Origin of the sequence: Pantoea sp. V106_11, from assembly GCF_029967885.1 — a bacterium.
Classification (GTDB): Bacteria; Pseudomonadota; Gammaproteobacteria; order Enterobacterales; family Enterobacteriaceae; genus Pantoea; species Pantoea ananatis.
In genome coordinates this window covers 130,794-154,311 of record NZ_JASCAK010000025.1, presented here as the reverse complement: position 1 = coordinate 154,311, position 23,518 = coordinate 130,794, and the positions used below count along the sequence as shown (strand labels likewise).

Here is a 23,518-nt window from a genome sequence, read left to right as displayed (position 1 = left end):
TACATGTGTGTTTTATTACACATAGTGAGATTATTGCGTTTCCCGCTGACCTTAACGGCCATACAGAGAATCGTCGGCGCGCTTTATACCACAATCACGCTTTGGACGCCAATAAATGTTCGCTTACGGCCTGTGGTGCGTTCTCTGTTTGGCAGCCCTTTTGGCTTGCTGTTAACATGAGAGCACAGCATTCATTATCGCTGAAAATTTCAGCAGCAGCGGAATAATTTAATGGCAATCTCAATTAAAACCCCCGAAGAAATCGAAAAAATGCGCGTCGCTGGCCGCCTCGCCGCCGAAGTGTTAGAAATGATCGAACCCCATGTGCAGCCTGGCGTGACCACGGGTGAACTGGATCGTCTCTGCCACGAACACATTACGCAGCATCAGCAGGCGATTTCTGCCTGCCTGGGTTACCACGGTTTTCCGAAATCCGTCTGCATCTCGGTAAATGAAGTGGTCTGTCACGGTATTCCGAGCGACGATCGTCCGTTGAAAGATGGCGACATCGTTAACATCGACGTGACCGTGATTAAAGACGAGTACCACGGCGATACCTCGAAAATGTTTATCGTCGGCAAGCCGACGATCCAGGGTGAGCGCCTGTGCCGCGTGACTCAGGAAAGCCTTTATTTATCACTGCGTCTGGTGAAGCCGGGTATTCGCCTGCGCGAGCTGGGCCGCGCTATCCAGAAATATGTTGAAGCGAATGACTTCTCAGTGGTGCGTGAATACTGCGGTCATGGCATTGGCAAGGGCTTTCATGAAGAGCCACAGGTTCTGCACTACGATGCAGACGACAGCGGTGTCGTCCTGCAGGCCGGCATGACCTTTACCGTGGAACCGATGGTGAACGCCGGTGATTATCGCATCCGTACCATGAAAGACGGCTGGACGGTGAAAACCAAAGATCGCAGCTTGTCGGCGCAGTACGAGCATACTATTGTGGTGACGGATAACGGCTGTGAGATTTTAACCCTGCGTAAAGACGACACCCTTCCCGCGGTGTTAGTTAACCAGGCGTAATTTCTCTCCTGATAAAAGGCCGGCGCTCTGCCGGTTTTTTTATGCTTACTGATGAGAACGCTGCATGAGCCTGTCGCAAGAAGTGAAAAACGGTCTGAATGATTCGCCTGGCGAGTGGCAGGACGATCAGCTATCACGTGAAATACTCAAGCAGCGCCTGGAGTGCTTTCAACAGCACCTGGCGGCGGCCTTTGATAGCGGTGAGGCGGCAGAGAATCTGATTCATGCCCGAACCCTGTTTATCGATCGCCTTCTGCGTCGCCTGTGGCGTTATTTTGGCTTCGACAGGATGAAATCCATCGCTCTGGTTGCTGTCGGGGGTTATGGTCGGGGTGAGCTTCACCCGCTTTCCGATATTGACATATTGATTCTCAGCCGCCAGCCGCTTAACGAAGAGGCCGCCCAAAGCGCCAGCGCGCTGCTGACGCTGATGTGGGATCTTAAACTGGAAGTGGGCCACAGCGTGCGTAGCCTGGAAGAGTGCTTACTGGAAGGCCTATCCGACCTGACGGTGGCGACCAACCTGATTGAAGCGCGAATGCTGGCCGGTGATGTCGCGCTGTTCCTCGAACTGCAGAAAAATGTCTTTAGCGATGGCTTCTGGCCGTCGTCCCGCTTTTTTGCCGCCAAAATTGAAGAGCAACAAGAGCGTCATACGCGCTATCACGGTACCAGCTACAACCTGGAACCGGATATTAAAAGCAGCCCGGGCGGTTTACGTGATATTCATACGTTACAGTGGGTTGCGCGACGGCACTTTGGCGCGACAACGCTCGACGAGATGGTGGGCTTTGGCTTTCTGACCGACGCCGAACGCGCCGAACTGAATGAATGCCAAGCCTTTCTCTGGCGGATTCGGTTTGCGCTGCATCTGTTGCTGCCGCGTTACGACAACCGGCTACTGTTCGATCGCCAGCTTAGCGTTGCCCAGCGCCTTCAGTATCAGGGCGAAGGCAACGAGCCGGTGGAACGCATGATGAAGGATTTTTATCGCGTCACGCGTCGTATCAGCGAACTGAACCAGATGCTGCTGCAGTTGTTCGATGAAGCCATTCTGGCCCTCTCTACCAATGAAAAACCCTGCGCTATTGATGATGATTTTCAGCTACGGGGTAACCTGATCGATCTGCGCGATGAAACGCTGTTTGATCGGGAGCCTCAGGCAATAATGCGCATGTTTTACGTCATGGTGCGCAATGACAACATCAAAGGGATCTATTCGACCACGCTGCGCCGCCTGCGCCACACACGTCGCCACCTTAAGCAGCCGCTCTGTCAGTTGCCTGAAGCACGCCGTCTGTTTATGTCGATCCTGCGTCATCCCGGTGCGGTCAGTCGTGCATTAGTTCCGATGCATCGCCATAGCGTACTCTGGGCCTATACGCCGCTCTGGGGTCAGATCGTTGGGCAGATGCAGTTTGATCTGTTCCACGCCTATACCGTGGATGAGCACACCATTCGGGTTCTTCAGAAGCTGGAAAGTTTTGCCAACGAAGCGACGCGTCCACAACATCCTTTATGCGTTGAACTCTGGCCGCGCCTGCCTCAGCAAGAGTTACTGCTGATGGCGGCGCTGCTGCATGACATTGCGAAAGGACGTAACGGCGATCACTCTGTTCTTGGCGCGCAGGATGCGCTGGAGTTCGCCGAGATGCACGGCCTTAACTCGCGTGAAACGCAGCTTGTCGCATGGCTGGTACGGCATCATCTGTTAATGTCCGTGACCGCGCAGCGTCGTGATATTCAGGACCCCACGGTGATTCAGCAGTTCGCCGAGGTCATGCAGAACGAAAACCGACTGCGTTATCTGGTGTGCCTGACGGTGGCTGATATCTGCGCCACCAATGAGAGCCTGTGGAACAGCTGGAAGCAAAGTCTGCTGCGAGAGTTGTTCTTCGCCACCGAAAAACAGCTGCGTCGCGGCATGGAAAACAGTCCGGATCTGCGGGAACGCGTACGTCATCACCGCCTGCAGGCGCTGGCGCTGCTGCGTATGGACAACATCAATGAAGAGCGGTTACATCACATCTGGAATCGCTGTCGCGCCGACTATTTTCTGCGCCATACGCCCAACCAGATTGCCTGGCATGCCCGCCACTTGCTGGGGCACGATCTTAATCAACCGCTGGTGCTGGTCAGCCCGCAGGCAACGCGCGGCGGGACCGAAATTTTTATCTGGAGTCCCGATCGCCCGCACCTGTTCGCCGCCGTGGCAGGAGAGCTGGATCGTCGCAACCTCAGCGTGCATGATGCGCAAATTTTTACCAGCCGCGATGGCATGGCGATGGATACCTTTATTGTACTGGAGCCGGATGGCAGTCCCCTGTCGCCCGATCGTCATGCGATGATCATTCAGGCGCTGGAGCAGGCGATAACCCAGAGAGAGTGGGTGCCACCGCGCACCCGCCGTCAGGCCGCCAGGCTTAAGCACTTTAGCGTGGATACCGAAGTGAATTTCCTGCCAACTCACACCGATCGCCGCAGTTATCTGGAGCTGGTAGCCCTGGATCAGCCCGGTTTACTGGCGCGCGTGGGGGAAGTGTTTGCCGATCTCGGCGTCTCTCTGCATGGTGCGCGCATCAGCACCATTGGCGAGCGCGTGGAAGATTTGTTTATTTTAGCCAATAGCGAACGCAAGGCACTGGATGAGGAAATGCGTCAGACGTTGCAACAACGGTTGACAGAAGCCCTTAATCCAAACGATAAAGTGTGACCCGCTTCAATTTGTGAACATCAACTTTTTACCCGTGCCGGTCACTGGCTGGCACCACAAATGACAGATCAGGAAAAAATATGCAACAGTTACAGAGTGTTATTGAATCTGCCTTCGAACGTCGCGCCGACATCACCCCGACCAGTGTGGATACTGAAACCCGCGAGGCGATCAATCAGGTTATCGCCAAACTGGACAGTGGTGAACTGCGCGTTTCTGAAAAAATCGACGGCGAATGGGTAACGCATCAGTGGCTGAAAAAAGCCGTTCTGCTCTCTTTCCGCATTAATGACAATCAGGTGATGGAAGGGGCTGAAACCCGTTTTTACGACAAAGTGCCGATGAAGTTTGCCGACTGGGACGATGCGCGCTTCAAAGAAGCCGGCTTCCGCGTGGTGCCGCCCGCAGCCGTTCGCAAAGGGGCTTTTATTGCGCGCAACACGGTTCTGATGCCTTCCTACGTGAACATCGGCGCCTTTGTGGACGAAGGCACAATGGTTGATACCTGGGCAACCGTCGGTTCCTGTGCGCAGATTGGTAAAAACGTACATTTATCCGGTGGTGTAGGAATCGGTGGCGTACTTGAGCCGCTGCAGGCCAACCCCACCATCATTGAAGATAACTGCTTTATTGGCGCACGTTCTGAAATCGTTGAAGGCGTGATCGTTGAAGAAGGCTCCGTGATTTCAATGGGTGTTTATATCGGTCAGAGCACCAAAATTTATGACCGTGAAACCGGCGAAATCCACTACGGTCGCGTGCCTGCCGGCTCGGTCGTGGTATCCGGTAACCTGCCGTCTAAAGATGGCCGCTACAGCCTTTACTGCGCAGTGATTGTGAAAAAAGTTGATGCGAAAACGCTGGCGAAAACCGGCATCAATGAACTGCTGCGTACGATCGACTAATCTGTCGGACGGGCTGTACGGCAGCCCGTCATCTTTTGTTTACAGCTGTTACGGGTAATGTTGTTTTTCTACACGAACCAACAGGTGCGTTTACTTTTCATCCAGGTCATAATTCGCGCCAGTTAAATCCTGTTGCGCACTGATTCATGTTATTTATGTCTATAGTCATTAAGTCATGAACAATTCTGCGCGCCTATCATTTGGTGGAAAATAATTATGTATGACAATATTAAGAGCTTAGGCATTAGTAACCCTGACGATATCGATCGCTACAGCCTGCGTCAGGAAGCGAATAACGATATTTTGAAAATTTATTTCCGCAAAGATAAAGGTGAATTTTTCGCCAAAAGCGTGAAATTTAAATATCCTCGCCAGCGCAAGACCGTCGTTGCTGATAACGCGTCACAAGGCTATCGCGAAGTGCAGGAAATCAGCCCGAACCTGCGTTATGTGATCGATGAACTGGATCAGATCTGCCAGCGCGATCAGGTGGAAGTCGATCTGAAACGTAAAATCCTTGATGATCTGCGTCATCTTGAAGGCGTCGTTTCCCATAAAATCGCCGAAATTGAATCCGATCTGGAAAAACTGACCCGCAGCGGCCGTTAATTATTTCAGATTTACATCAGGCCAGCCGCATTAAGTGTGATTCACTTGACGCGTCTGGCCTTTTTTATTGGCAATCTGCGCGGCTATCGCCTGAGTAACACCACATCACGTAGCACCTCTGCTGAGCCGGTACGCCATTCAGGACGATCAATCCAGGATTGGTAACGTTCTGACTTAAGTGTGACGTCAGCCAACAGCAGTAAGGGGATTAACCGCTCGCTTTGGCGTTCGCGGGTTTTCCACGGCCAGCGGCGTGATGGATCGCTAAAGGGCGCCATATAATCCAGCGCCGCCAGTAGCGAGCCACCCTGCTTGTTTTGATAGTGCCAGAGATCGTCCAGCCCACGCTGAGAAGCTAACGCCGCGATAGCGGTTAGCGCCTGCAAATTAAAGACGCTGTAATGAAAGGAGCGGGTTCGCGCCAGCTCAAGTGGCTGAGTTCCCTCTTTCTGTATTTGCCCATCAATTTTTCGTTTGGCCAACGCCGACATATCAGCGATCACCGTGTTTTTGCCCAGGTAAGCGGCAATACCGGCAACCTGTACGCTGTACCAGCTGCCATGATTATTTGGGGCATCCCGCTCCTGTTGCGCCAGCTGGCTGGTCTGCAGCCAGCTAAGATAGTCACTGAACCAGCGATGTAACGCCGCCTCGTCGCTGTCGCGCCAGCCGGGTGACTGGCGCAACAGCACCAGCGCATCAACAATGCGGGTCGCAAAATAGCGCCCATCCAGTACGCCATCATGACGGCCCGGCGTCCTGCCTGGAATCCCCTGGGCATAATTCAGGTTTGGATTCATACGGCTGGCAGGATCGATAAACCAGTGGCGGATCATCGATTGTGCTTTGCTGGCATAGCGTGCATCGCCAGAAAAGAACCAGGCCAGCGAGAGTGTCTGTACATCTGCGCTAAAGCGCGCCAGCCGCACGCCGTCGGTTTGGTTATTTTTCGTGTCGGGATTAATCTCACCATCCCGACGAATCCAGGGCAACCCCGTTTTCTGCTTTCCGTCCGGCCACCAGTAGGCGCTCAGGCTCAGATAGTCATGCCGCGATCCGCTGGGCGGCATCAGCCCCTTATCCATCACGCTGGGATCGGGCTGGCTGAGCGCCTTTTCTGCCTGATGTTGCAGCTGACGCCAGGCCTGTTCAGCCAGTGCGCCCGCCTGATGATTCTGCAAAGCCTGCCGGGTATTCATCAGGGCATCAGTAGAGAGAAAAATCAGGCTGTCAGGCCGTGCCTGGCAGGTAAACGTAACGATTAGCAGGCAAAGTATGGCGGGCAATATACGCATCGGGCGTCCTCATGGTTTCATAAGCAGCGTCATCAGCCCTGCTCATCCAGCTGTAACGCAATATACAGCAGTAATCGATCGTCAAAATGACCAAGGTTCAGTCCGGTTAACTCAGCGATCCGATTCAGTCGATACTCCAGCGTATTACGATGAATAAACAGCGCGCGTGATGTTGCGCCGGGCTGGACGTTATTGCTGAACCAGGCGCTTAAGGTCCGGCGCAGTAAACCGTTGCTGTCCATGCTTTTCAGTTTTTCCAGCGGACGTGCCAGCTCGTTCGCCTGCCAGCCACCGCGTAAACTGTCCAGTAATACCGGCAGCATCAGATCCTGATAAAAATAGCTGCGGACGTCTGGCATGCGCTGCTTTCCAACGGCCATGGTGGTGCGCGCAGTGCGGTAAGAGCGGGCGATGCTGCCCGGACCGGTAAAGAAGTTGCCCAGCGCAATACGCATGCGCAGATGACCGCTTTCGTTCATTCGCTGCATCAGTTGCTCAACCCGCTTGCGATGATCGTGACGGTCGTAACGTCCGTGTGTGTTTAATGCCGGTTTCAGTACGACCATTTCAGTTAGCGACACAATGGCTATCAGGTTATCCCGAACGGGGGTGGTGAGTAAGGTTTGCAGCTGCTGTAATTCAGACATGGCGCTGTCCACGCCTAACTGCCCGCTGTCGACTTCGATCACCGCCACCACGCGGGGCTGATTAAGATCGATACCCAGGCGCTGTGCCCACTCTGTCAGCTGTGGCGTCAGCGCATCACTTCTTATCAGGTTGAGCACCAGCTCTTCACGCAGTCGGCTGTCCTGAGCCAGCATATGTAATAGCCGGGCCTGCTCCAGCATCATCTCTGCCGCCATACAGACTAATTCGCCATAGTGACGCAGTGCGCCCGGCTCACCTGTCAGGCCAATGACGCCCACGATCGCCCCGTCAATACGTAGCGGAAGATTGATGCCTGGCCGCACGCCGTGCAGATGTTTTGCCACAGCATCGTCGATATCCACGATGCGCCCCTGAGACAACACCAACAGCGCGCCCTCATGCAACTCCCCGATGCGCTCCCTGTCACCACTGCCAATGATTCGCCCACGCGCATCCATCACGTTGACATTGCCATCAATGATTTTCATGGTGCGCGCAACAATTTCCTGCGCCAGCCGCGCGTCGAGATGACAGGTAGCCATCCTTATCTCCTGAGTCATATGAGAGGAAGGACAGAATAGCCGTGTGACACGCAGAGAACATTATGCATTCGCCCATAGCCGCGCCGGCTTTGGCAGAAATGCGGCAGGCATCACATTTGTGATCTGTGCCATAAAAAAGGCGGACCGAAGTCCGCCTGATAAGCATCAAGCAGTGATTACTGCATCAGCAGGTAGAGCGATGTGTCGCCACGTTGCACATTCAGCGCCAGCACCGGTGGTTTGGTATCGAGGATCTTGCGTAGTTCCCCTAAGTTGGTTACCGGCTGCTGGTTGACGCCAAGAATCAGGTCGCCTTTTTTCAGACCCACTCTTGCCGCCGCACTGCCCGCTTTCACGCTATCGACCCGCACGCCTTTCTCTTTGCCTGCGTTATTACTCAGATCTGCACCTTCAATGCCGGTGTAAATCGTAGCGGACTGCACTTTGTCCTGGGTGCTCTGCTGCAGCTGCACGGAGACATCCAGCGGTTTGCCATCACGCAGCAGGCCCAGCTTCAGCGTCGTGCCTACCGGTAAAGAGCCGACTTCAGCGCGCAGCGAGGCAAAGCTGGTGAGCGGCTTGCCGTTCATAGAAACGATCACGTCACCCGCTTTAATACCGCCTTTCGCTGCGGCGGAATTGGGCACGACCTGACTAACAAAGGCGCCGCGCTGCGCATCGACCTTCATCGCTTTAGCCAGTTCAGAGTTGAGCTCTGTTCCCATGATACCCAGCTCACCGCGTTTCACCTGACCATACTCCACCATCTGTGCGGTCAGGTTTTTTACCATGTTGCTGGGGATGGCAAAACCAATACCAATGTTGCCGCCGTCTGGGGCCAGAATCGCGGTGTTAATACCAATAAGCTCACCGTTGAGGTTCACCAGCGCGCCACCCGAGTTACCGCGGTTAATCGCGGCATCGGTCTGGATAAAGTTTTCATAGTTCTCAACGTTCAGACCACTGCGTCCCAACGCCGACACGATGCCCGAGGTTACGGTTTCGCCCAGACCATAGGGGTTACCGATTGCTACGGTATAATCGCCAACGCGCAAATTATCGGAGTCAGCCATTTTAATGGCGGTCAGATTTTTCGCGCCTTCGAGCTGAATCAGCGCTATATCCGAGCTGGGATCTTTGCCGATGACTTTGGCGTCGTAGCTACGACCATCGCTCAGTTTGACCTGAATTTTCGTCGCATCGTTGACCACGTGGTTGTTGGTTACCACATAGCCTTTTTCTGCGTTAATGATCACGCCAGAACCCAGCGCTCTGAATTTTTGCTGCTGCGTATCCGGGCCTGCAGGCGCACCGCCGCCGCTCCCGCCCGCGCCCTGGCACAGCGGCGAGCCCATGAACGGAGAACCGTCCTGACAGAAAGGCGAATTATCGCCAAAAAATTGCTGGAACTGCTGCGGCATACGCGGCGTTTTGACCGTTGTACTGCCTTCCACGCTGATGCTCACAACGGAAGGCATCACCTTCTCCAGCATGGGGGCAAGGCTTGGCAACGGCTGGCTTGGGGAAGATGAAACGGAAGAGGATGTCTCCGCAGCGAAAGCACTCACAGGGGTCAGTGCCATGCCAAGACTAAGCGCCAGAGCGCTTAACATTAACGAGGTTTTTTTCATTTTGGTATCTCACAATGATGGATATACTGACCATTGCTGTGGTCGAATGTTGAGATAAATGTTTTAGCGCGAAGTTCCTCGAAAAGTTTTAGGCAAAGGTAAAAATTTATTCGCGCTCTTTACAATTCTCTGCTTATTCCACCGCCATCAAACGACGGTACTCATCCCAGGCATAGAGATCGGTCATGCCGCTAATGTAATCCTGAATCAGACGAAAGCGATAATAACGTTCCCATAACAAACGCTCATATTTGTGTTCAACAACCAGCGTGCGCATTTTATGCAGATAGGCTTTTCTGTGCTTTCCGGAAAGTTTATGGAAAAGACGTGTCTCAATCGGATGGTTGCGCAAAAAATCTTCATTTATCAGTGTAGTAAAGTCTTCATAATTCAACATCATTAACGGTTGGTATATTTCAAGCAACCCCTTTATGACGCGATAACCCTGCAGCTCCAGCTGTTCAACTTCGGAATGATTAAACACCTGCTGCCGTGCTACAGTTTTAAATATTTGTAATAAACGCCCCTCTTCGCCGCCGTCTTCTAATAATGCATGGTTGAAGTTTCCGTCAAAAATAGCGGGCAGATTGTCGATAAAACGTTTAACGGCATAGGTGACCAGAACATTCTGAACATTAACCCGGAGGGACATGAAAAATTGATCGCTTCGGCTGCGGCGTTTTTTACTTCCTGCTTCGCGCCAGGCCTCACCTACGGTACGGCTGAACGCATCATTGTTATTTATTGGCCCCCAGGCTTTGCTGAGGAACTCATACAAACTGTCGACATTGAAAATGGCTTTTTCGACGGCGTCATCCAAATCGGCAATACAATATGAAATGTCATCAGCCGCTTCCATGATATAGGTCAGCGGGAAACGATGATGCTCCGTCAGATGCGTCGCGGCACGGAGATCGCTGATATATTCCCGCTCAGACAAATAAAAGCCCGGCTTTTTCATTAATACGCTAAATTCGGCCGGTTTCTCACCCTGCCACCATGCCGGCGCGGTATATTTAAGAATACAGGCCACCTGAGAGTAGCTCAGGTTGAGCTGCAGCAAGGTGTGCACCATACGGATCGCCTGGGCATTGCCTTCAAAATGGCATAAATCCTGACGAATCATAGCGTTCATTTGATCAAAGGACTGGCGCTGCTCTTCGCTTTCGACGCCAGCCACCAGCGGATCGACCAGTTCGGCAGCCAGATTATCTTCAAACCAGTCGTTAATGGCAGCTTCGCCAAAATGCCCGAACGGAGGATTCCCGACGTCATGCAACAGACACGCCATTTCGACCAGACTTTCAAAGGCCCCTTCCATGTCGTCCAGTCCATATTTTGCCAGCCCACCCTGCATTTTTAAGGTTTGCAGAATCTCTTTGCTGATATATCGACCGGTTTGCTGCACTTCAAGCGAATGCGTCAGGCGTGAACGGACGGCGGCGTTGCGCTCAAGCGGAAAGACCTGGGTTTTTTGTTGCAGTCGGCGAATGGCCGCCGAATTAATGATGCGTCCACGATCGCTTTCAAAATGGCGGGTAATAAAATATTCACCTTGCGGATCTTTACGGTTGCTATAAGGGCGAGTGAAGCTGATCTTCTTCCTGAAATTGATCGCCGCCATACCTGTCCCCTTATTTTTTCGTGAAATGATCCCGTCAGTGCCATGATAGACTATGCCCGATTTTTACATTCATTACATTAGCGAGACGCAAAATGAAAGCAGGCATCATTGGCGCAATGGAGCAGGAAGTGACCCTGCTGCGTGACAAAATTGAAAATCGTCAGACTCTGTCTCTGGCGGGCTGTGAAATTTACACTGGCACACTCAATGGTGTTGACGTTGCCTTGCTGAAATCAGGCATTGGTAAAACCTCGGCAGCCCTTGGCACCACGCTGTTGCTGCAGCTGTGTAAACCCGATCTCGTTATTAATACCGGTTCCGCAGGCGGTTTAGCCCCGACGTTAGCCGTAGGTGACATCGTGGTGTCGGAAGAAGTGCGCTATCACGATGCCGATGTGACCGCGTTTGGCTATGAGCCGGGCCAGATGGCAGGTTGTCCGGCTGCCTTTACGGCTGACAGCACCCTGATTGCCGAGGCGGAAGCCTGCATTAAGCAGCTCAACCTGAACGCGGTTCGCGGCCTGGTGGTGAGCGGCGATGCGTTTATCAACGGGGCTGAGCCCCTGGCGCGCATCCGGGCGACCTTCCCACAGGCTATTGCGGTTGAAATGGAAGCGACCGCCATCGGCCATGTCTGTCATCAGTTCCAGGTGCCTTTTGTGGTCGTCAGAGCGATTTCCGACGTGGCCGATAAGGAATCACACCTGAGTTTTGACGAGTTTCTGAGCGTCGCGGCCAGCCAGTCGTCACTGATGGTTGAAAATTTGCTGGCCCGTCTGGCTCGTGGCTAAACGGCTGTTGTTGTGCTGGCTGCTGCTGTTGAGCAGCAGCCTGTATGCTGCCCCACCCCGCGTCATCACCCTTGCTCCCCATCTGACTGAGCTCGCCTTTGCCGCAGGTATTACTCCGATTGCGGTCAGCGCCTGGTCCAGCTATCCGCCTGAAGCAAAAAACATTGAACAGGTCGCTAACTGGCAGGGCATCAATCTTGAACGTATTTTGCAGCTTAAACCCGATGTGGTGTTGGCGTGGCGCGGCGGCAATCCGCAGCGTCAGGTAGACCAGCTGCAGCAGTTGGGTATTAAGGTTGAATGGGTCAATGCCGCAACGCTGGATGGCATGATTGATGCACTGGCAGGATTAGCAAAGTGGAGTCCAGCTCCGCAACGTGCCGCACAAGCCGCCGGGGAGCTGCGCCAGCAGGAAGCGGCTTTGCGGAAGCGCTACCACACACAACATCCCATTCCCGTCTTTCTGCAGTTTGGCTTTTCGCCCATGTTTACCGCGGCTAAGGCGACGCTGCAAAACGATATCATCAGGCTGTGTGGCGGGCAGAATATCTTTGCCGACAGTGCGGTGAGCTGGCCCCAGGTGAGCCGGGAACAGGTGCTGATGCGCCATCCGCAGGTCATCGTCACAACAGGTGATGCACAGCAGGCGAGTCACACGGCGCAGTTCTGGCGACCGCAGCTTAACGTCAGCGTGATTGCCATTAACGACGACTGGCTCAGCCGTCCGGGACCGCGCATCCTGTTAGCCGCCGACCAGCTGTGTAAAGGCCTGCACCCGGTTAAATAATGCTGTCGGTTCTGCATGCGTTACACAGTCAACTAAAGAAATCACCCTGACTGCCGTTAATTTTAAGTATGAGACACGTGCCACGTATGCCCGATGTCCGTTTTAGCGCTTAGCGCATTCGACTACACCAGGAATTTAAATATGACCAAAGCACCGCTTCTGGCCATAGGGCTTCTGATCGCGCAGCAGGCCTACGCGGGATCGACGACCGGCTCTATTAACGTCAGACTCGTCATCTATTCACGTTGTGAAGTTAACCGTTCAATGGGGCAGTCTGTGCCGCAGGTTGAGTGCGGTCGTCAGATAAACGCACAGCCGCGCGTGACACAAACGGTGTTAAAGCGACAGGGAAGCAGCGGGACGAACGATCGTCTGGTGACGGTTGAATGGTAGCCGAGGCCGCCCGCTGAGGCGGCCCGATAATCAGATACTGAATGACGACCCGCAGCCGCAGGTGGTTTTGGCGTTAGGGTTGGTGACGATAAAGCGCGATCCTTCCAGCCCTTCCGTGTAATCCACAGAACCGCCCACCAGATACTGCAGGCTCATGGGATCAACCACCAGCGAGACGCCCTGCTTTTCAATGGTCATATCGCCGTCGTTCATTTGATCGTCGAATGTAAAACCATACTGAAAGCCGCTGCAACCACCACCAGTGATATACACACGCAGCTTCAGTGCCGGGTTCTCTTCGTCAGCAATCAGATTCTTAACTTTTTTGGCTGCTGCGTCGGTAAACTGCAACGGCAGTGCTACTACTTCATCACTCATGAGTTACTCCGTAAACGTCCGGGTCAGAAAACGACCTCAATATTGCTATTATCTGCCAGCGACCCGGCGCAATCAAGCTTTCAGCTTCGCACTCTGTGCCGGATTCACTTTGATGATTATAGCGGCCTTTCGTCAGCAGCCCCTCTTCCGTAGAATAGCCCGATATTTTATGAACTGCTGGAGCCGAAAATGAGTAAGTCTGAAGAACTGTTCGCCGAAGCACAACGCCTGATCCCCGGCGGTGTGAACTCGCCGGTACGGGCGTTTACCGGTGTGGGTGGCGTTCCGCTGTTCATTGAGCATGCTGACGGTGCATATCTTTATGACGCCGACGGTAAAAAGTACATCGACTATGTTGGGTCATGGGGCCCCATGGTGCTGGGACATAACAATGATGGCATTCGTCAGGCCGTGATTGAGGCTGCCCAGCGCGGCCTGAGCTTCGGGGCACCAACCGAGATGGAAGTCACCATGGCGCAGCTGGTGTGTAAACTGGTTCCCAGCATGGAAATGGTGCGGATGGTGAACTCCGGCACCGAAGCCACCATGAGCGCGATTCGTCTGGCGCGCGGTTTTACCGGTCGCGACAAAATCATCAAGTTTGAAGGGTGCTACCACGGTCATGCCGACCATCTGCTGGTGAAAGCCGGTTCCGGTGCGCTGACGCTGGGGCAGCCTAACTCACCGGGCGTGCCCGCCGATTTTGCCAAGCATACGCTGACCTGTACATATAACGATCTGGATTCGGTGCGCGCTGCGTTTGAACAGTATCCGCAGACTATCGCCGCTATTATTGTCGAGCCCGTGGCCGGAAACATGAACTGTATTCCGCCCCAACCCGAATTCTTACCCGGCCTGCGCGCGCTCTGTGATGAGTTTGGCGCACTGCTGATTATCGATGAAGTGATGACGGGTTTCCGCGTTGCCCTGGGCGGTGCGCAAGAGTACTACAACGTTAAACCGGATCTCACCTGCCTCGGCAAAATCATCGGTGGCGGTATGCCGGTGGGTGCTTTTGGCGGCCGTCGCGAAGTCATGGAGGCACTGGCACCGACCGGACCGGTTTATCAGGCGGGTACGCTGTCCGGTAACCCTGTCGCTATGGCTGCCGGCTATGCCTGCTTAACCCAGATTGCCCAGCCGGGCATGCATGACAAACTCAATCGTCTGACCTCACAGTTAGCGCAGGGACTGCTCGACGCGGCAAAACAGGAAAATATTCCGGTGGTGGTGAATCAGGTTGGCGGCATGTTTGGCCTGTTCTTTACCGATGCCGACAGCGTCACCTGCTATAAAGATGTGACGCAGTGCGATGTTGAACGCTTCAAGCGCTTTTTCCACCTGATGCTTGAAGAAGGCGTTTACTTTGCGCCGTCCGCCTTTGAAGCCGGCTTTATGTCGCTGGCGCACAGCGCAGAGGACATTCAGCATACTGTCGATGCCGCCCGTCGCTGCTTCGCTAAGCTGTAAAAAATGCAGACCGGCAAACGCCGGTCTTTTTTTTAACGAGCGCGCCGCAATAACCAAATAAAATAGGGTGCCCCTAAAAATGTGGCCATCAATCCCGCCGGAATTTGGTTTGGGAACGCCACCATTCGCCCACACCAGTCAGCTATCATCATTAAACCTGCGCCAAGCACACCCGACAGTAACAGCTGCGGCAACGCGCGACGGAACCCCAGCATGCGCGCCATGTGTGGTGCCATCAGCCCCACGAAGCTCAATGGCCCAATCGTCAGCGTGGCACTGGCCGTTAAGGCCGCGGCCAGCAGCAGCAGCGCCAGCCGCGAGGCGGTGAGCGCCATGCCGGCCGAGCGCGCCGTGGCGCTTCCCAAAGGCAGCAGCGTGAGCCAGCGGCTGGCCAGCGGCGCTAACGACACCAGCACGACTGCACAGCCTGCACTTTGCAGCGCCTGGGTGGCACTGACGTTATAGGTCGAGCCGGAGATCCAGGTCAGTAAACCCGACATCCGGGGATCGCCACTGGCCATCAACAACATCAGAATGGTGACAAAAGCGCTGTTTAACGCCATCCCGGCCAACAGCATGCGTTCGGGTGAAAACCCGCCACGGCTGGCAACCAGCATAATGATCGCCAGGGTTACCGCTGCGCCCAGCGCACCGGCAGGCAACAGAAACGCCAACGCATTACCGGGTACCAGGAATAACATCACGACCACACCACAGGCCGCCCCGGAACTGATGCCCAAGACTTCCGGGCTGGCCATCGGGTTACCGGTCAGTCGCTGAATCAGGCTACCGGCTACGCCCAGCATTAAGCCTACCGCCAGGGCCGCCAGCACGCGCGGTGCGCGCCAGGGTAGCAGCTGCTGTAGCATGTCACCCTGGGTCCAGATCCAGCCTTGCGCGTCCCGTCCAAACGCCAGACAGAGCCAGGCCAGCATGCCTAACACCACCAGACCGGTCAGGCTCCAGCGCAGAAAATGATGACGTTCAACCGGCACGCTGTCGCCCTGATCCAGTGCGGGGGGAACGGACCCCGTCCGCAGGCGCGGGAGCAGCCAGAGCAGAATCGGCACGCCCAGTAACGCCGTCACCGTGCCGGTGGAAACCTCGCGCCAGTGCGTCGTAAGCCACAGGACGCAGGCATCCGCCAGCCACAGCAGCAATGCGCCAATCAGCGGAGCCAGCAGCATGCGGCTCAGCAAGCGGCGTCCACCGAGCAGCCTTGCCAGCAGCGGCGCAAACAGGCCGATAAAACCAATGATGCCGGCGACGCTCACCAGCTGTGCGCTCAGCAGTATTGCCAGCGCCAGAATCGCTAGCCGGGTGACGGACAGGGCCAGCCCGAGGTTTTTTGCCACGCCATCGTCCAACCCCATGAGCGTCAGCGGCCGCAGAAGTGCCAGTGACAGTATCAGCGCCAGCACCAGGCGCGGCCAGAGCTGGGTAACGCTGTCCCAGCTCATCTGGTTCAGTGCGCCCGTGCTCCACAAAAACATATTTTGCAACTGGTCGTGATTGAAGATGGCGAAGATCTGATTAACCGCCCCGCTGTAGAGACTCAGGACCAGCCCTGCCAGAATCAGGGTAACGGGCGATAAGCGTTTACTCCAGGCCACGCTAAAGACCAGCGCCCCCACCAGCAACGCACCACCTGAGGCGGCAAGCTGCTGGGTGAGTGCTCCGCCCGGCAGGTGCCACAATGTGGCGACGGTGATCCCCAACTGTGCGCCGGATGAAACCCCTAGCGTTCCCGGTTCCGCCAGCGGGTTTCGCAGTACCTGTTGAAACAGCAAGCCCGCTAATCCCAGACCGGCACCCACCAACAGCGCCAGCGCCCAGCGCGGCAGCAAACTGTAGTGAAACACCATCTGCTGGACATTAGCGGTATCCGGTGACCACAAGGCCTGAGTCCACTGCCCCGGAGGCAGGGCCTGCTGAAGGTTTATCGCGGTGAGCGCCAGCGCGAGCAGAAACAGGACGCTCAGCACGGTGACAGGAAAATAACGATGCCGCATCAGACCTTCTCCAGCGCATGTTCCAGCACGCGTATAAAATGCAGGGCCGACAATGTTGCCCCGTAGTACCAGACCGCCGGTACGCGTTGAAAATGACCGCTTTGGACAAAAGGCATTGCCTGCCACAGCGGGCTGCGCGACAGCTGCTGCATAACGGCCGCATTGTCGTGGTCGAAGCAGATGGCTTCGACATCGTGAAACGCCGCCAGCCTTTCCAGGCCAATCACTGAACTTCCCCAGAAATTGGTTTCTCCCTGCCAGGCATTCTTCAGGCCAAGCCGTTCCATGACTTCAAGGAATAAGCTGTTCTTACCGAAGGTGATGGCATGGCGGCTGTCAAGCAGTGACATCAGCAAGATAGCGCGTCCGGCATAGGGAGCCAGACGCTGACGGGCTGCGGCGATTTCCGCATCCACGTATTGCAGATGCGCTTCAGCCTGAGCTTCCCGCCCCAGCCTGGCCCCGAGCGCGCGCAGCGAGACACGCGCGCGCGACAAGGGTTTACCGTCGCCGCCGTGCAGGTCAAACCCCATAATGGGCGCAATACGCTGGAGTTTCTCTTTAGGCGGTCCATAGCCGTTTGAACAGAGAATCAGGGAGGGATGCATCTGGGTCATCAGTTCAAGGTTAGGCTCGGTACGCAGCCCAACATCCACCACGCCGGCAGGCAAGGCTGGCTGCCCGACCCAGATATTATAATTATGCACATCGGCGACCCCAAAGGGCTTAACGCCTAACGCCAGCAGCAGTTCGGTGGGTAACCACTCCAGCGCGATGATGCGAGCGGGATCGGGCTGCTCCGCCTGGAGTGAAAAGGGGCTCATCAGTGGCGATAACGCCATCGCCATCATCAGGCGACGGCGGAATAAATCGGGCATTATCCTGTCCTTAACACACAAAGCTCACCGGCGCGCCGCCGCCAGGATGGGGAAAGATCCCCATTGGAATACCATAGATATCCTGCAAAACGTCCGCCTGCATGATGTGCTCCGGGCCGCCTTGCGCGATAAGCCCGCCGCCACGTAATGCCACCAGATGGTCGCAGTAACGGGCCGCCATGTTGATGTCATGCAATACGGTAATGACGGTTAAGCCATGCTCCCGGCTCAGCGTCTGAATCAGGGCCAGCACGTCCACCTGGTGGGCAATGTCCAGTGCGGAAGTGGGTTCATCCAGCAGCAGACAGCGGCTGTTTTGCGCCACCATCATCGCCAGCCAGGCCCGTTGCCGTTCCCCACCCGATAAGCTGTCTACCAGACGAGAGGCAAAAGGCGTTAATCCGACGAGCGAAATCGCCTGCTCAACGCGTGCCCGGTCCTCCTGACTGAAACGTCCCAGCGCCCCATGCCAGGGATAACGCCCGATGGCCACCAGCTCACGCACCGTCATGCCTTCGGCAGCCGGTAACTGCTGCGGTAAATAGGCGACCTCACGGGCAAACAATTTGCTTTTTAAGCTCTCTACAGGCCGACCGTTAAGGAGCACCCGGCCTTCGCTGGCCGCGTGATGCCGTCCCAACATTTTTAACAGCGTGGATTTGCCTGAACCGTTATGACCTATCAGTGCGGTCACTTTGCCTGGTGTAAAAGAGAGAGACAGCGGCTGGAGAAGCGTGCGACCGGGTACACGAAAGCTGGCATTCTCCAGTTGGAAGGTCGTTTGTTGATGCTGCGGAAGCTGCATGGTAATCCCTGTAAACGGGCGCCGGAGCGCCCTCATCTATCAGAACCGGAACGTGGCGGTACCTGTAATCTGCCGTTCAGCGCCCCAGTAGCACGCATACTCACGGTAACAACTGGCAACGTAGTCGCGGTTAAACAGGTTGTTAACGTTAACGCCTACCGTTGAGCCAGGCAAACCAAAACGTCCTAAATCATATTTCAGTGCAGCATCGACAGTGGTATAACCCGCCACGCTAAAGTTCTGGTTGACATCAGGACCTGTGCTATACAGCCCCTGACTTTCGCCCACGTAACGGACGCCCGCTCCGACGGTGACGCCTGACAGCGCGGTTTCGTGGAAGGTATAGTCACTCCACAGTGACGCCATGTGTTTGGGCACCTGTACCGGGGTTTTGCCCTGGAGCTGGGTATCTTCCGTATACTCGGCATCGGTATAGGTATAAGAGGCCGTCAGGTTTACGTTGGCGTTTAGCGCCGCTTTGGCTTCCAGTTCCACACCGCGAGAACGGATTTCGCCGCTCTGGATGCTGGCAAACGGATGCAATGGGTTGGGATCTGCCGTCAGATTTTTGGTCTTAGTCAGTTCATATACCGCGGCTGTCATGACGATTGGCCGATCTTTCGGTACATATTTCACACCGGCTTCATACTGCTTAGCCCGAGAAGGATCGAACGCGTTCCCCTCATACGTCGAGCCCGCATTAGGAAGGAAGGCTTCGCTGTAGCTGAAGTAAGGTGCGATACCGTTATCGAATACGTAGTTCAGACCGCCGCGCCAGGTAAAGGCCTGATCGTTTTGACGATCGAGATTACCGTTATAGCGGTTGTATACTGACGTCATGGCGTAATCATATCGGCCACCTAACGTCAGAACCCAGCGATCCCACTCCATCTGATCCTGCGCATACAAACCTGTCTGGCGCTGTTTATTTAAGTGCTTGTAGGGTTCAGCATAGGGCGAAGTCGTATCATTGCCATATTGCGGGTTAAACGGATTTAACGCTGTTGCTGTACCGAACTGTGCGTCAATATCATTACGGGTACGCTGGAAATCAACGCCAAGCAATAAGGTATGAGCGAGTTCACCGGTGGCAAATTTAGCCTGTACCTGATTGTCCACAGCAAACTGGTTCAGCTTCTCTTTGGAAAGTGCTGAATTGCGCGTAATCAGCTGCGTGTCCGGATTATAACCAAAGCCGTAAATACTGCGGTAATCCGTGGTTAACTCGGCATAGCGCAGATTCTGACGCACCGTCCAGGTATCATCAAAACGGTGCTCGAAGCTGTAGCCCAGCATTTTGGTGTTGCGTGAGATGCGGTTGCTCTTCTCGCCCTCATCAAAGTTGGTCGGCAGTTTGTACTGGCTGCCATCAGGCCGGGTGATCGGCACAACGGTCCCTTCACGCGGCAGCCAGCCGTAGTAGCCGGTGTCCGGCTCGTTCTGGAAATAGGTCAGCAGATCTAAACGGGTATTTTCATCCGGACGCCAGCTGAATGAAGGGGCGATAGTGTAACGCTTTTGTTTATTGTTTGCCTGTTGGGCATCCTGGCTGCTGGCCTGGCCTGTCAGGCGATAGCTGTATACGCCCGCATCGTCTATGGCACCGCCAAAGTCGAAACCGGTGGAGTAAAGATTATGGTTGCCCATCTGGAACTGGACTTCGCGCAGCGTTTCCTGAGTGGGACGCTTGCTGACTAAAGCGACAACACCGCCGGGATTGCTTTTACCGTACAGCACGGAAACCGGACCGCGCAGCAGTTCAGCCCGCTCCAGAAAATAGGGATCGATAGCGAATTCAGAGTAGTTGTCACCCTGCAGCTTCAGCCCATCAAGATACTGATTGGTGTTGGTTTCGCTAAAGCCGCGAATCGACAGCGCGTCAATGACCGAAGAGCTGCCGCGGTTGCCGGTGAGTACGCCTGGCGTATAGTTAAACGCCTGCTTGACGCTGCTGACGTTGCGCATCTCCATCTCTTCACGCGTGACCACGGAAACCGACTGCGGGTTCTTTTCAATCGGCGTATCCGTTTTGGTACCGGTAGCGCTGCGTTTCGCAGCAACGGTGGCCGCCGGTCCCCACGGATTTTCCTGCCCGACAGCGGCACCACCGTTGGCCGAAACCACCACCGTTTGTTCGGCGAAGGCCAGCGAACTTGCGCCGCCGGAAAGCAGCGCAATCATCAGTGCCAGAGGGCGACGGGTAAATAACCTTTGTGGGAAACCAAAAGTGGTGGTGCGCGCAGTCATGAAGGTGTCTCTCAAATGGGGATGAATAAGCGAATCGAAACGATAATGATTATTATAACGTTTCGATAATATGCGAGATCCAACATTTTCTGCAAGCGGAATTCCCTTCAGTGGCGCTGTTTGTCGCTCGATTCCTTCATCATCAGCAGGCACAAAAAAAGGCACCGGAGTGCCTTTTTTTAACCGCTTTTAGCCGGTTATTTACCAAACATATCTTTTATCCAGCCCGCAACGCCATCACTGTCTTTCTGTTCCTGTTGTTGCTGCTGTTGCAATTGTTGCTGCTGTTGTTGTTGCTGCTGCATTTGCTGCTGCTGAACCTGCTGCTGCTGCTGTTGACACAGCGCGTTGGGATCCAGCGCCCAAACCGGTAGCGAACGCCAGGTGCTGCTGCCCGAGCCACAAACAAAGTTGCCTGCCGAATCAATATTCATCATCGTGACATCTTCAGGCGGCGTCAGCTGCAACGGCATGGGAGCCTGGTTATCAAGATAGCGACGATAGATCTGCATGGCGCCGCTGGCACCGTACAGTTTGGTCGGCTGGTTGTTATCACGCCCTACCCAGGTTATCGCCACTTCTTTACCGTCGATGCCCGCAAACCAGCTGTCGATCAGGTCGTTTGTGGTGCCTGTTTTACCTGCCAGATGCGCATTCGGGAAACGCGCGCCCAGGGCGCGCGCTGTACCGTGATCGGCAACCTGCTGCATCGCGTAGAGCGTTAAATAGGCCGCCTGCGCCGGTTCAACCCGCTGGGCCTGTGGGAAGCTCTGGTACAGTACGGTTCCGTCTTCCGCAATGACGGAGCGCACTGCAGACAGATCGGCACGATTCCCTCCGCTGGCAATCGACTGGAACGCCTGGGCAACTTCAACCGGCGTCAGGTTGAGTGCGCCCAGCAGCATAGCCGGCACCGGGTTGAGCTGATCTTTTGGCACGCCTAGTTTGGTCCAGGTATCCACCACTGCATTGAGCCCCAGCGTCATGCCCAGGTTCACCGTTGGCACGTTCATAGAGTTGGTTAACGCGTCCACCAGCATAACTTTGCCACTGAAGCGGCGGTCGTCATTCATGGGTTTCCAGACGCTGCCGTTGGGCTGTTTCAGCGCAATAGGTTCGTCGGCGATCCAGGTATTCAGCCGGTACGTATTCGGCTGGCTCAGTGCGGTAAGATACGTCGCGGGTTTCGCCAGAGAACCAATTGAACGGCGAGCCTGTAACGCACGGTTATAGCCTGCAAACTGCGGATCGGCGCCGCCGACCATCGCGCGAACTTCACCCGTGAAGCGGTCAACGACCACCATTGCGGTTTCCAGATCTTTCAAACCGCGCTGCTTTTTCAGGGTGGGAATACCGTCGATCACCGCTTTTTCAGCGGCATCCTGTGAGACCGGATCTAACGTGGTGAAAATTTTCACACCCGACAGATCTTTGACCTTGTCGCCCAGCTTCGCCTGCAGCTCATTACGCACCATTTGCATAAAGGCAGGCTGAGGCGTGATCACACCGCCTTTCGGTTGCACGCCTAACGGACGGGCTGACAGCATGTCATACAGTTCCTGGTCGATGACTTTCTGCTGCTGCAGTAAGCGCAGAACCAGATTGCGTCGTTCCAGCGCCAGCTTCGGGTTACGCCATGGATTATAGAGCGAAGCGCCTTTTACCATGCCAACCAGCATTGCCTGCTGATCGAGGCTCAGTTCATCTACCGGCCGGCCAAAGTAGTAAAGGCTGGCCAGGGGGAAACCACGAATCTGATCGTTACCTGCCTGGCCGAGGTACACCTCGTTAAGGTAAAGCTCCAGAATGCGATCTTTACTGTAACGGGCGTCCATGATCACGGCCATATAGGCTTCACGCGCTTTACGCCACAGTGAACGCTCGTTGGTCAGGAACAGGTTTTTTACCAGCTGCTGAGTCAGCGTGCTGCCGCCCTGCACCGCTTTACCTGCCGTAATATTCGCGACGAAGGCACGACCGATAGAATAGGGGCTGATACCGTCATGCTCGTAAAAATGGCGATCTTCGGTGGCGATCAGCGTATCAACCAGCAGATCCGGGAAACCCGCACGGGGCACAAACAGGCGTTGTTCACCGTTGGGTGACTGCAGCATGGTAATCAGACGTGGATCAAGACGGAAGAAACCAAAATCACGTCCGGTTTCAACGTTTTTAATCTCGCTGAGTTCATCTTTGCTAAAGGTCATACGGGCATGGATCTGCCCCTCTTTGCTGTCCGGAAAATCAAACGGACGGCGCAACAGTTCAATGGTGTTGCCCTTGACCGAGAACTCACCCGGGCGCGTAATACGTGAAACTTCACGGTATTGCGTGCCTTCAAGCAGCGCGATCATTTCACTTTTGTTGTAGGCCATGCCAGGTTCAAGGCTGACCATACGACCATATACGGCGGCGGGCAGTTGCCAGACTTTCCCGTCTATACGGCTGCGAATTTCCGAGTCGAGGTATACGCCCCACGCGGCCATTACCACCACAAATACCAGGAACAGCTTAATTAACCATCCCAGCCAACGGCGTTTGCCGCGCGGCGGTTTTCCACCTTTACCTTTACGTGGCACCGGCGCTTCCTCCTCGTAGTCATCATCAAAATCGTCCTGAGCATCGTCATCGATGTCTCTGCGCCGCCCACGGCGGGCGCTGCTGCGCGGTGGCAGCGGTTTTCCTTTGCGCCCAATAGGTTCGCGATCGTTCCCAGACATGCGTTTTATTCTCCAGGCATAGCTTACGGCTGCGCCGCTACTCT

Annotated in this window: 18 protein-coding genes; 8 read left to right on the top strand and 10 right to left on the bottom strand. The window is 55.0% G+C overall.

What is annotated here, in order from left to right; all coding sequences use genetic code 11:
* The first annotated feature begins 231 nt into the window (after window positions 1-231).
* The 4 genes from map to QLG08_RS08915 all read left to right on the top strand — a co-directional run bounded on the left by map (window position 232) and on the right by QLG08_RS08915 (window position 5,253).
* Window positions 232-1,026, top strand: coding sequence for a type I methionyl aminopeptidase (gene map / locus QLG08_RS08930; RefSeq protein ID WP_013024684.1), 795 nt, complete (start codon window positions 232-234; stop codon window positions 1,024-1,026).
* Between the two features lie 64 nt (window positions 1,027-1,090).
* Window positions 1,091-3,739, top strand: a complete 2,649-nt coding sequence (glnD, locus tag QLG08_RS08925) for a bifunctional uridylyltransferase/uridylyl-removing protein GlnD (RefSeq protein ID WP_015700925.1) — start codon at window positions 1,091-1,093, stop codon at window positions 3,737-3,739.
* Window positions 3,740-3,819: 80 nt separating this feature from the next.
* Window positions 3,820-4,644: a 2,3,4,5-tetrahydropyridine-2,6-dicarboxylate N-succinyltransferase gene (gene dapD / locus QLG08_RS08920; protein WP_013024682.1), complete on the top strand. Its 825-nt coding sequence runs from the start codon at window positions 3,820-3,822 to the stop codon at window positions 4,642-4,644.
* 216 nt (window positions 4,645-4,860) lie between these two features.
* Complete coding sequence (locus QLG08_RS08915) at window positions 4,861-5,253, top strand: DUF3461 family protein (RefSeq protein WP_006117754.1); 393 nt, start codon at window positions 4,861-4,863, stop codon at window positions 5,251-5,253.
* An 83-nt stretch (window positions 5,254-5,336) separates the two neighbouring features.
* Here the strand turns inward: QLG08_RS08915 and QLG08_RS08910 are convergent, their stop codons facing one another.
* From QLG08_RS08910 to dgt, 4 genes are all read right to left on the bottom strand, one after another.
* A complete protein-coding gene (locus tag QLG08_RS08910; RefSeq protein ID WP_015700926.1) occupies window positions 5,337-6,548 on the bottom strand; it encodes an alginate lyase family protein in 1,212 nt (403 codons plus the stop codon).
* Window positions 6,549-6,580: 32 nt separating this feature from the next.
* The gene (locus QLG08_RS08905) at window positions 6,581-7,738 is read right to left on the bottom strand and encodes a CdaR family transcriptional regulator (protein ID WP_014606551.1); all 1,158 of its coding nucleotides are present in this window, start codon (window positions 7,736-7,738) and stop codon (window positions 6,581-6,583) included.
* Window positions 7,739-7,914: 176 nt separating this feature from the next.
* On the bottom strand, window positions 7,915-9,369 hold the full coding sequence (degP, locus tag QLG08_RS08900) for a serine endoprotease DegP (RefSeq protein ID WP_013024679.1): 1,455 nt from the start codon (window positions 9,367-9,369) through the stop codon (window positions 7,915-7,917).
* 133 nt (window positions 9,370-9,502) lie between these two features.
* Window positions 9,503-10,993 (bottom strand): dGTPase, encoded by a 1,491-nt coding sequence (gene dgt, locus QLG08_RS08895; RefSeq protein ID WP_019106443.1) that lies wholly within the window; start codon window positions 10,991-10,993, stop codon window positions 9,503-9,505.
* Window positions 10,994-11,085: 92 nt separating this feature from the next.
* Here dgt and mtnN point away from each other — a divergent pair, with 92 nt between their 5' ends.
* The 3 genes from mtnN (at window position 11,086) to QLG08_RS08880 (ending at window position 12,964) form a co-directional block, all read left to right on the top strand.
* Window positions 11,086-11,784 (top strand): 5'-methylthioadenosine/S-adenosylhomocysteine nucleosidase, encoded by a 699-nt coding sequence (gene mtnN / locus QLG08_RS08890; RefSeq protein ID WP_013024677.1) that lies wholly within the window; start codon window positions 11,086-11,088, stop codon window positions 11,782-11,784.
* Window positions 11,777-12,571 carry a vitamin B12 ABC transporter substrate-binding protein BtuF gene (gene btuF / locus QLG08_RS08885; protein ID WP_078828868.1) on the top strand — a complete coding sequence of 265 codons (795 nt, stop codon included), beginning with the start codon at window positions 11,777-11,779 and terminating at the stop codon, window positions 12,569-12,571. The genes mtnN and btuF overlap by 8 nt, the downstream gene beginning before the upstream one ends.
* A 141-nt stretch (window positions 12,572-12,712) precedes the next feature.
* On the top strand, window positions 12,713-12,964 hold the full coding sequence (locus tag QLG08_RS08880) for a hypothetical protein (protein WP_014606555.1): 252 nt from the start codon (window positions 12,713-12,715) through the stop codon (window positions 12,962-12,964).
* 30 nt (window positions 12,965-12,994) lie between these two features.
* On the opposite strand, the gene erpA is transcribed toward QLG08_RS08880, so the two are convergent.
* A complete protein-coding gene (erpA, locus tag QLG08_RS08875; RefSeq protein ID WP_013024674.1) occupies window positions 12,995-13,342 on the bottom strand; it encodes an iron-sulfur cluster insertion protein ErpA in 348 nt (115 codons plus the stop codon).
* Window positions 13,343-13,531: 189 nt separating this feature from the next.
* Here erpA and hemL point away from each other — a divergent pair, with 189 nt between their 5' ends.
* Window positions 13,532-14,812 (top strand): glutamate-1-semialdehyde 2,1-aminomutase, encoded by a 1,281-nt coding sequence (gene hemL / locus QLG08_RS08870; protein ID WP_282472889.1) that lies wholly within the window; start codon window positions 13,532-13,534, stop codon window positions 14,810-14,812.
* Window positions 14,813-14,844: 32 nt separating this feature from the next.
* Here hemL and fhuB read toward each other — a convergent pair whose 3' ends face one another.
* From fhuB to mrcB, 5 genes are all read right to left on the bottom strand, one after another.
* Window positions 14,845-16,824 carry a Fe(3+)-hydroxamate ABC transporter permease FhuB gene (gene fhuB / locus QLG08_RS08865; protein ID WP_029571029.1) on the bottom strand — a complete coding sequence of 660 codons (1,980 nt, stop codon included), beginning with the start codon at window positions 16,822-16,824 and terminating at the stop codon, window positions 14,845-14,847.
* Window positions 16,824-17,702: a Fe(3+)-hydroxamate ABC transporter substrate-binding protein FhuD gene (gene fhuD / locus QLG08_RS08860; RefSeq protein WP_161611327.1), complete on the bottom strand. Its 879-nt coding sequence runs from the start codon at window positions 17,700-17,702 to the stop codon at window positions 16,824-16,826. The genes fhuB and fhuD overlap by 1 nt, the downstream gene beginning before the upstream one ends.
* Before the next feature lie 10 nt (window positions 17,703-17,712).
* Window positions 17,713-18,507, bottom strand: coding sequence for a Fe3+-hydroxamate ABC transporter ATP-binding protein FhuC (fhuC, locus tag QLG08_RS08855; RefSeq protein WP_022622244.1), 795 nt, complete (start codon window positions 18,505-18,507; stop codon window positions 17,713-17,715).
* 39 nt (window positions 18,508-18,546) lie between these two features.
* Window positions 18,547-20,754 (bottom strand): ferrichrome porin FhuA, encoded by a 2,208-nt coding sequence (gene fhuA, locus QLG08_RS08850; protein WP_026021066.1) that lies wholly within the window; start codon window positions 20,752-20,754, stop codon window positions 18,547-18,549.
* Between the two features lie 197 nt (window positions 20,755-20,951).
* Window positions 20,952-23,474, bottom strand: coding sequence for a bifunctional glycosyl transferase/transpeptidase (mrcB, locus tag QLG08_RS08845; RefSeq protein WP_282472888.1), 2,523 nt, complete (start codon window positions 23,472-23,474; stop codon window positions 20,952-20,954).
* Window positions 23,475-23,518 lie beyond the last annotated feature (44 nt).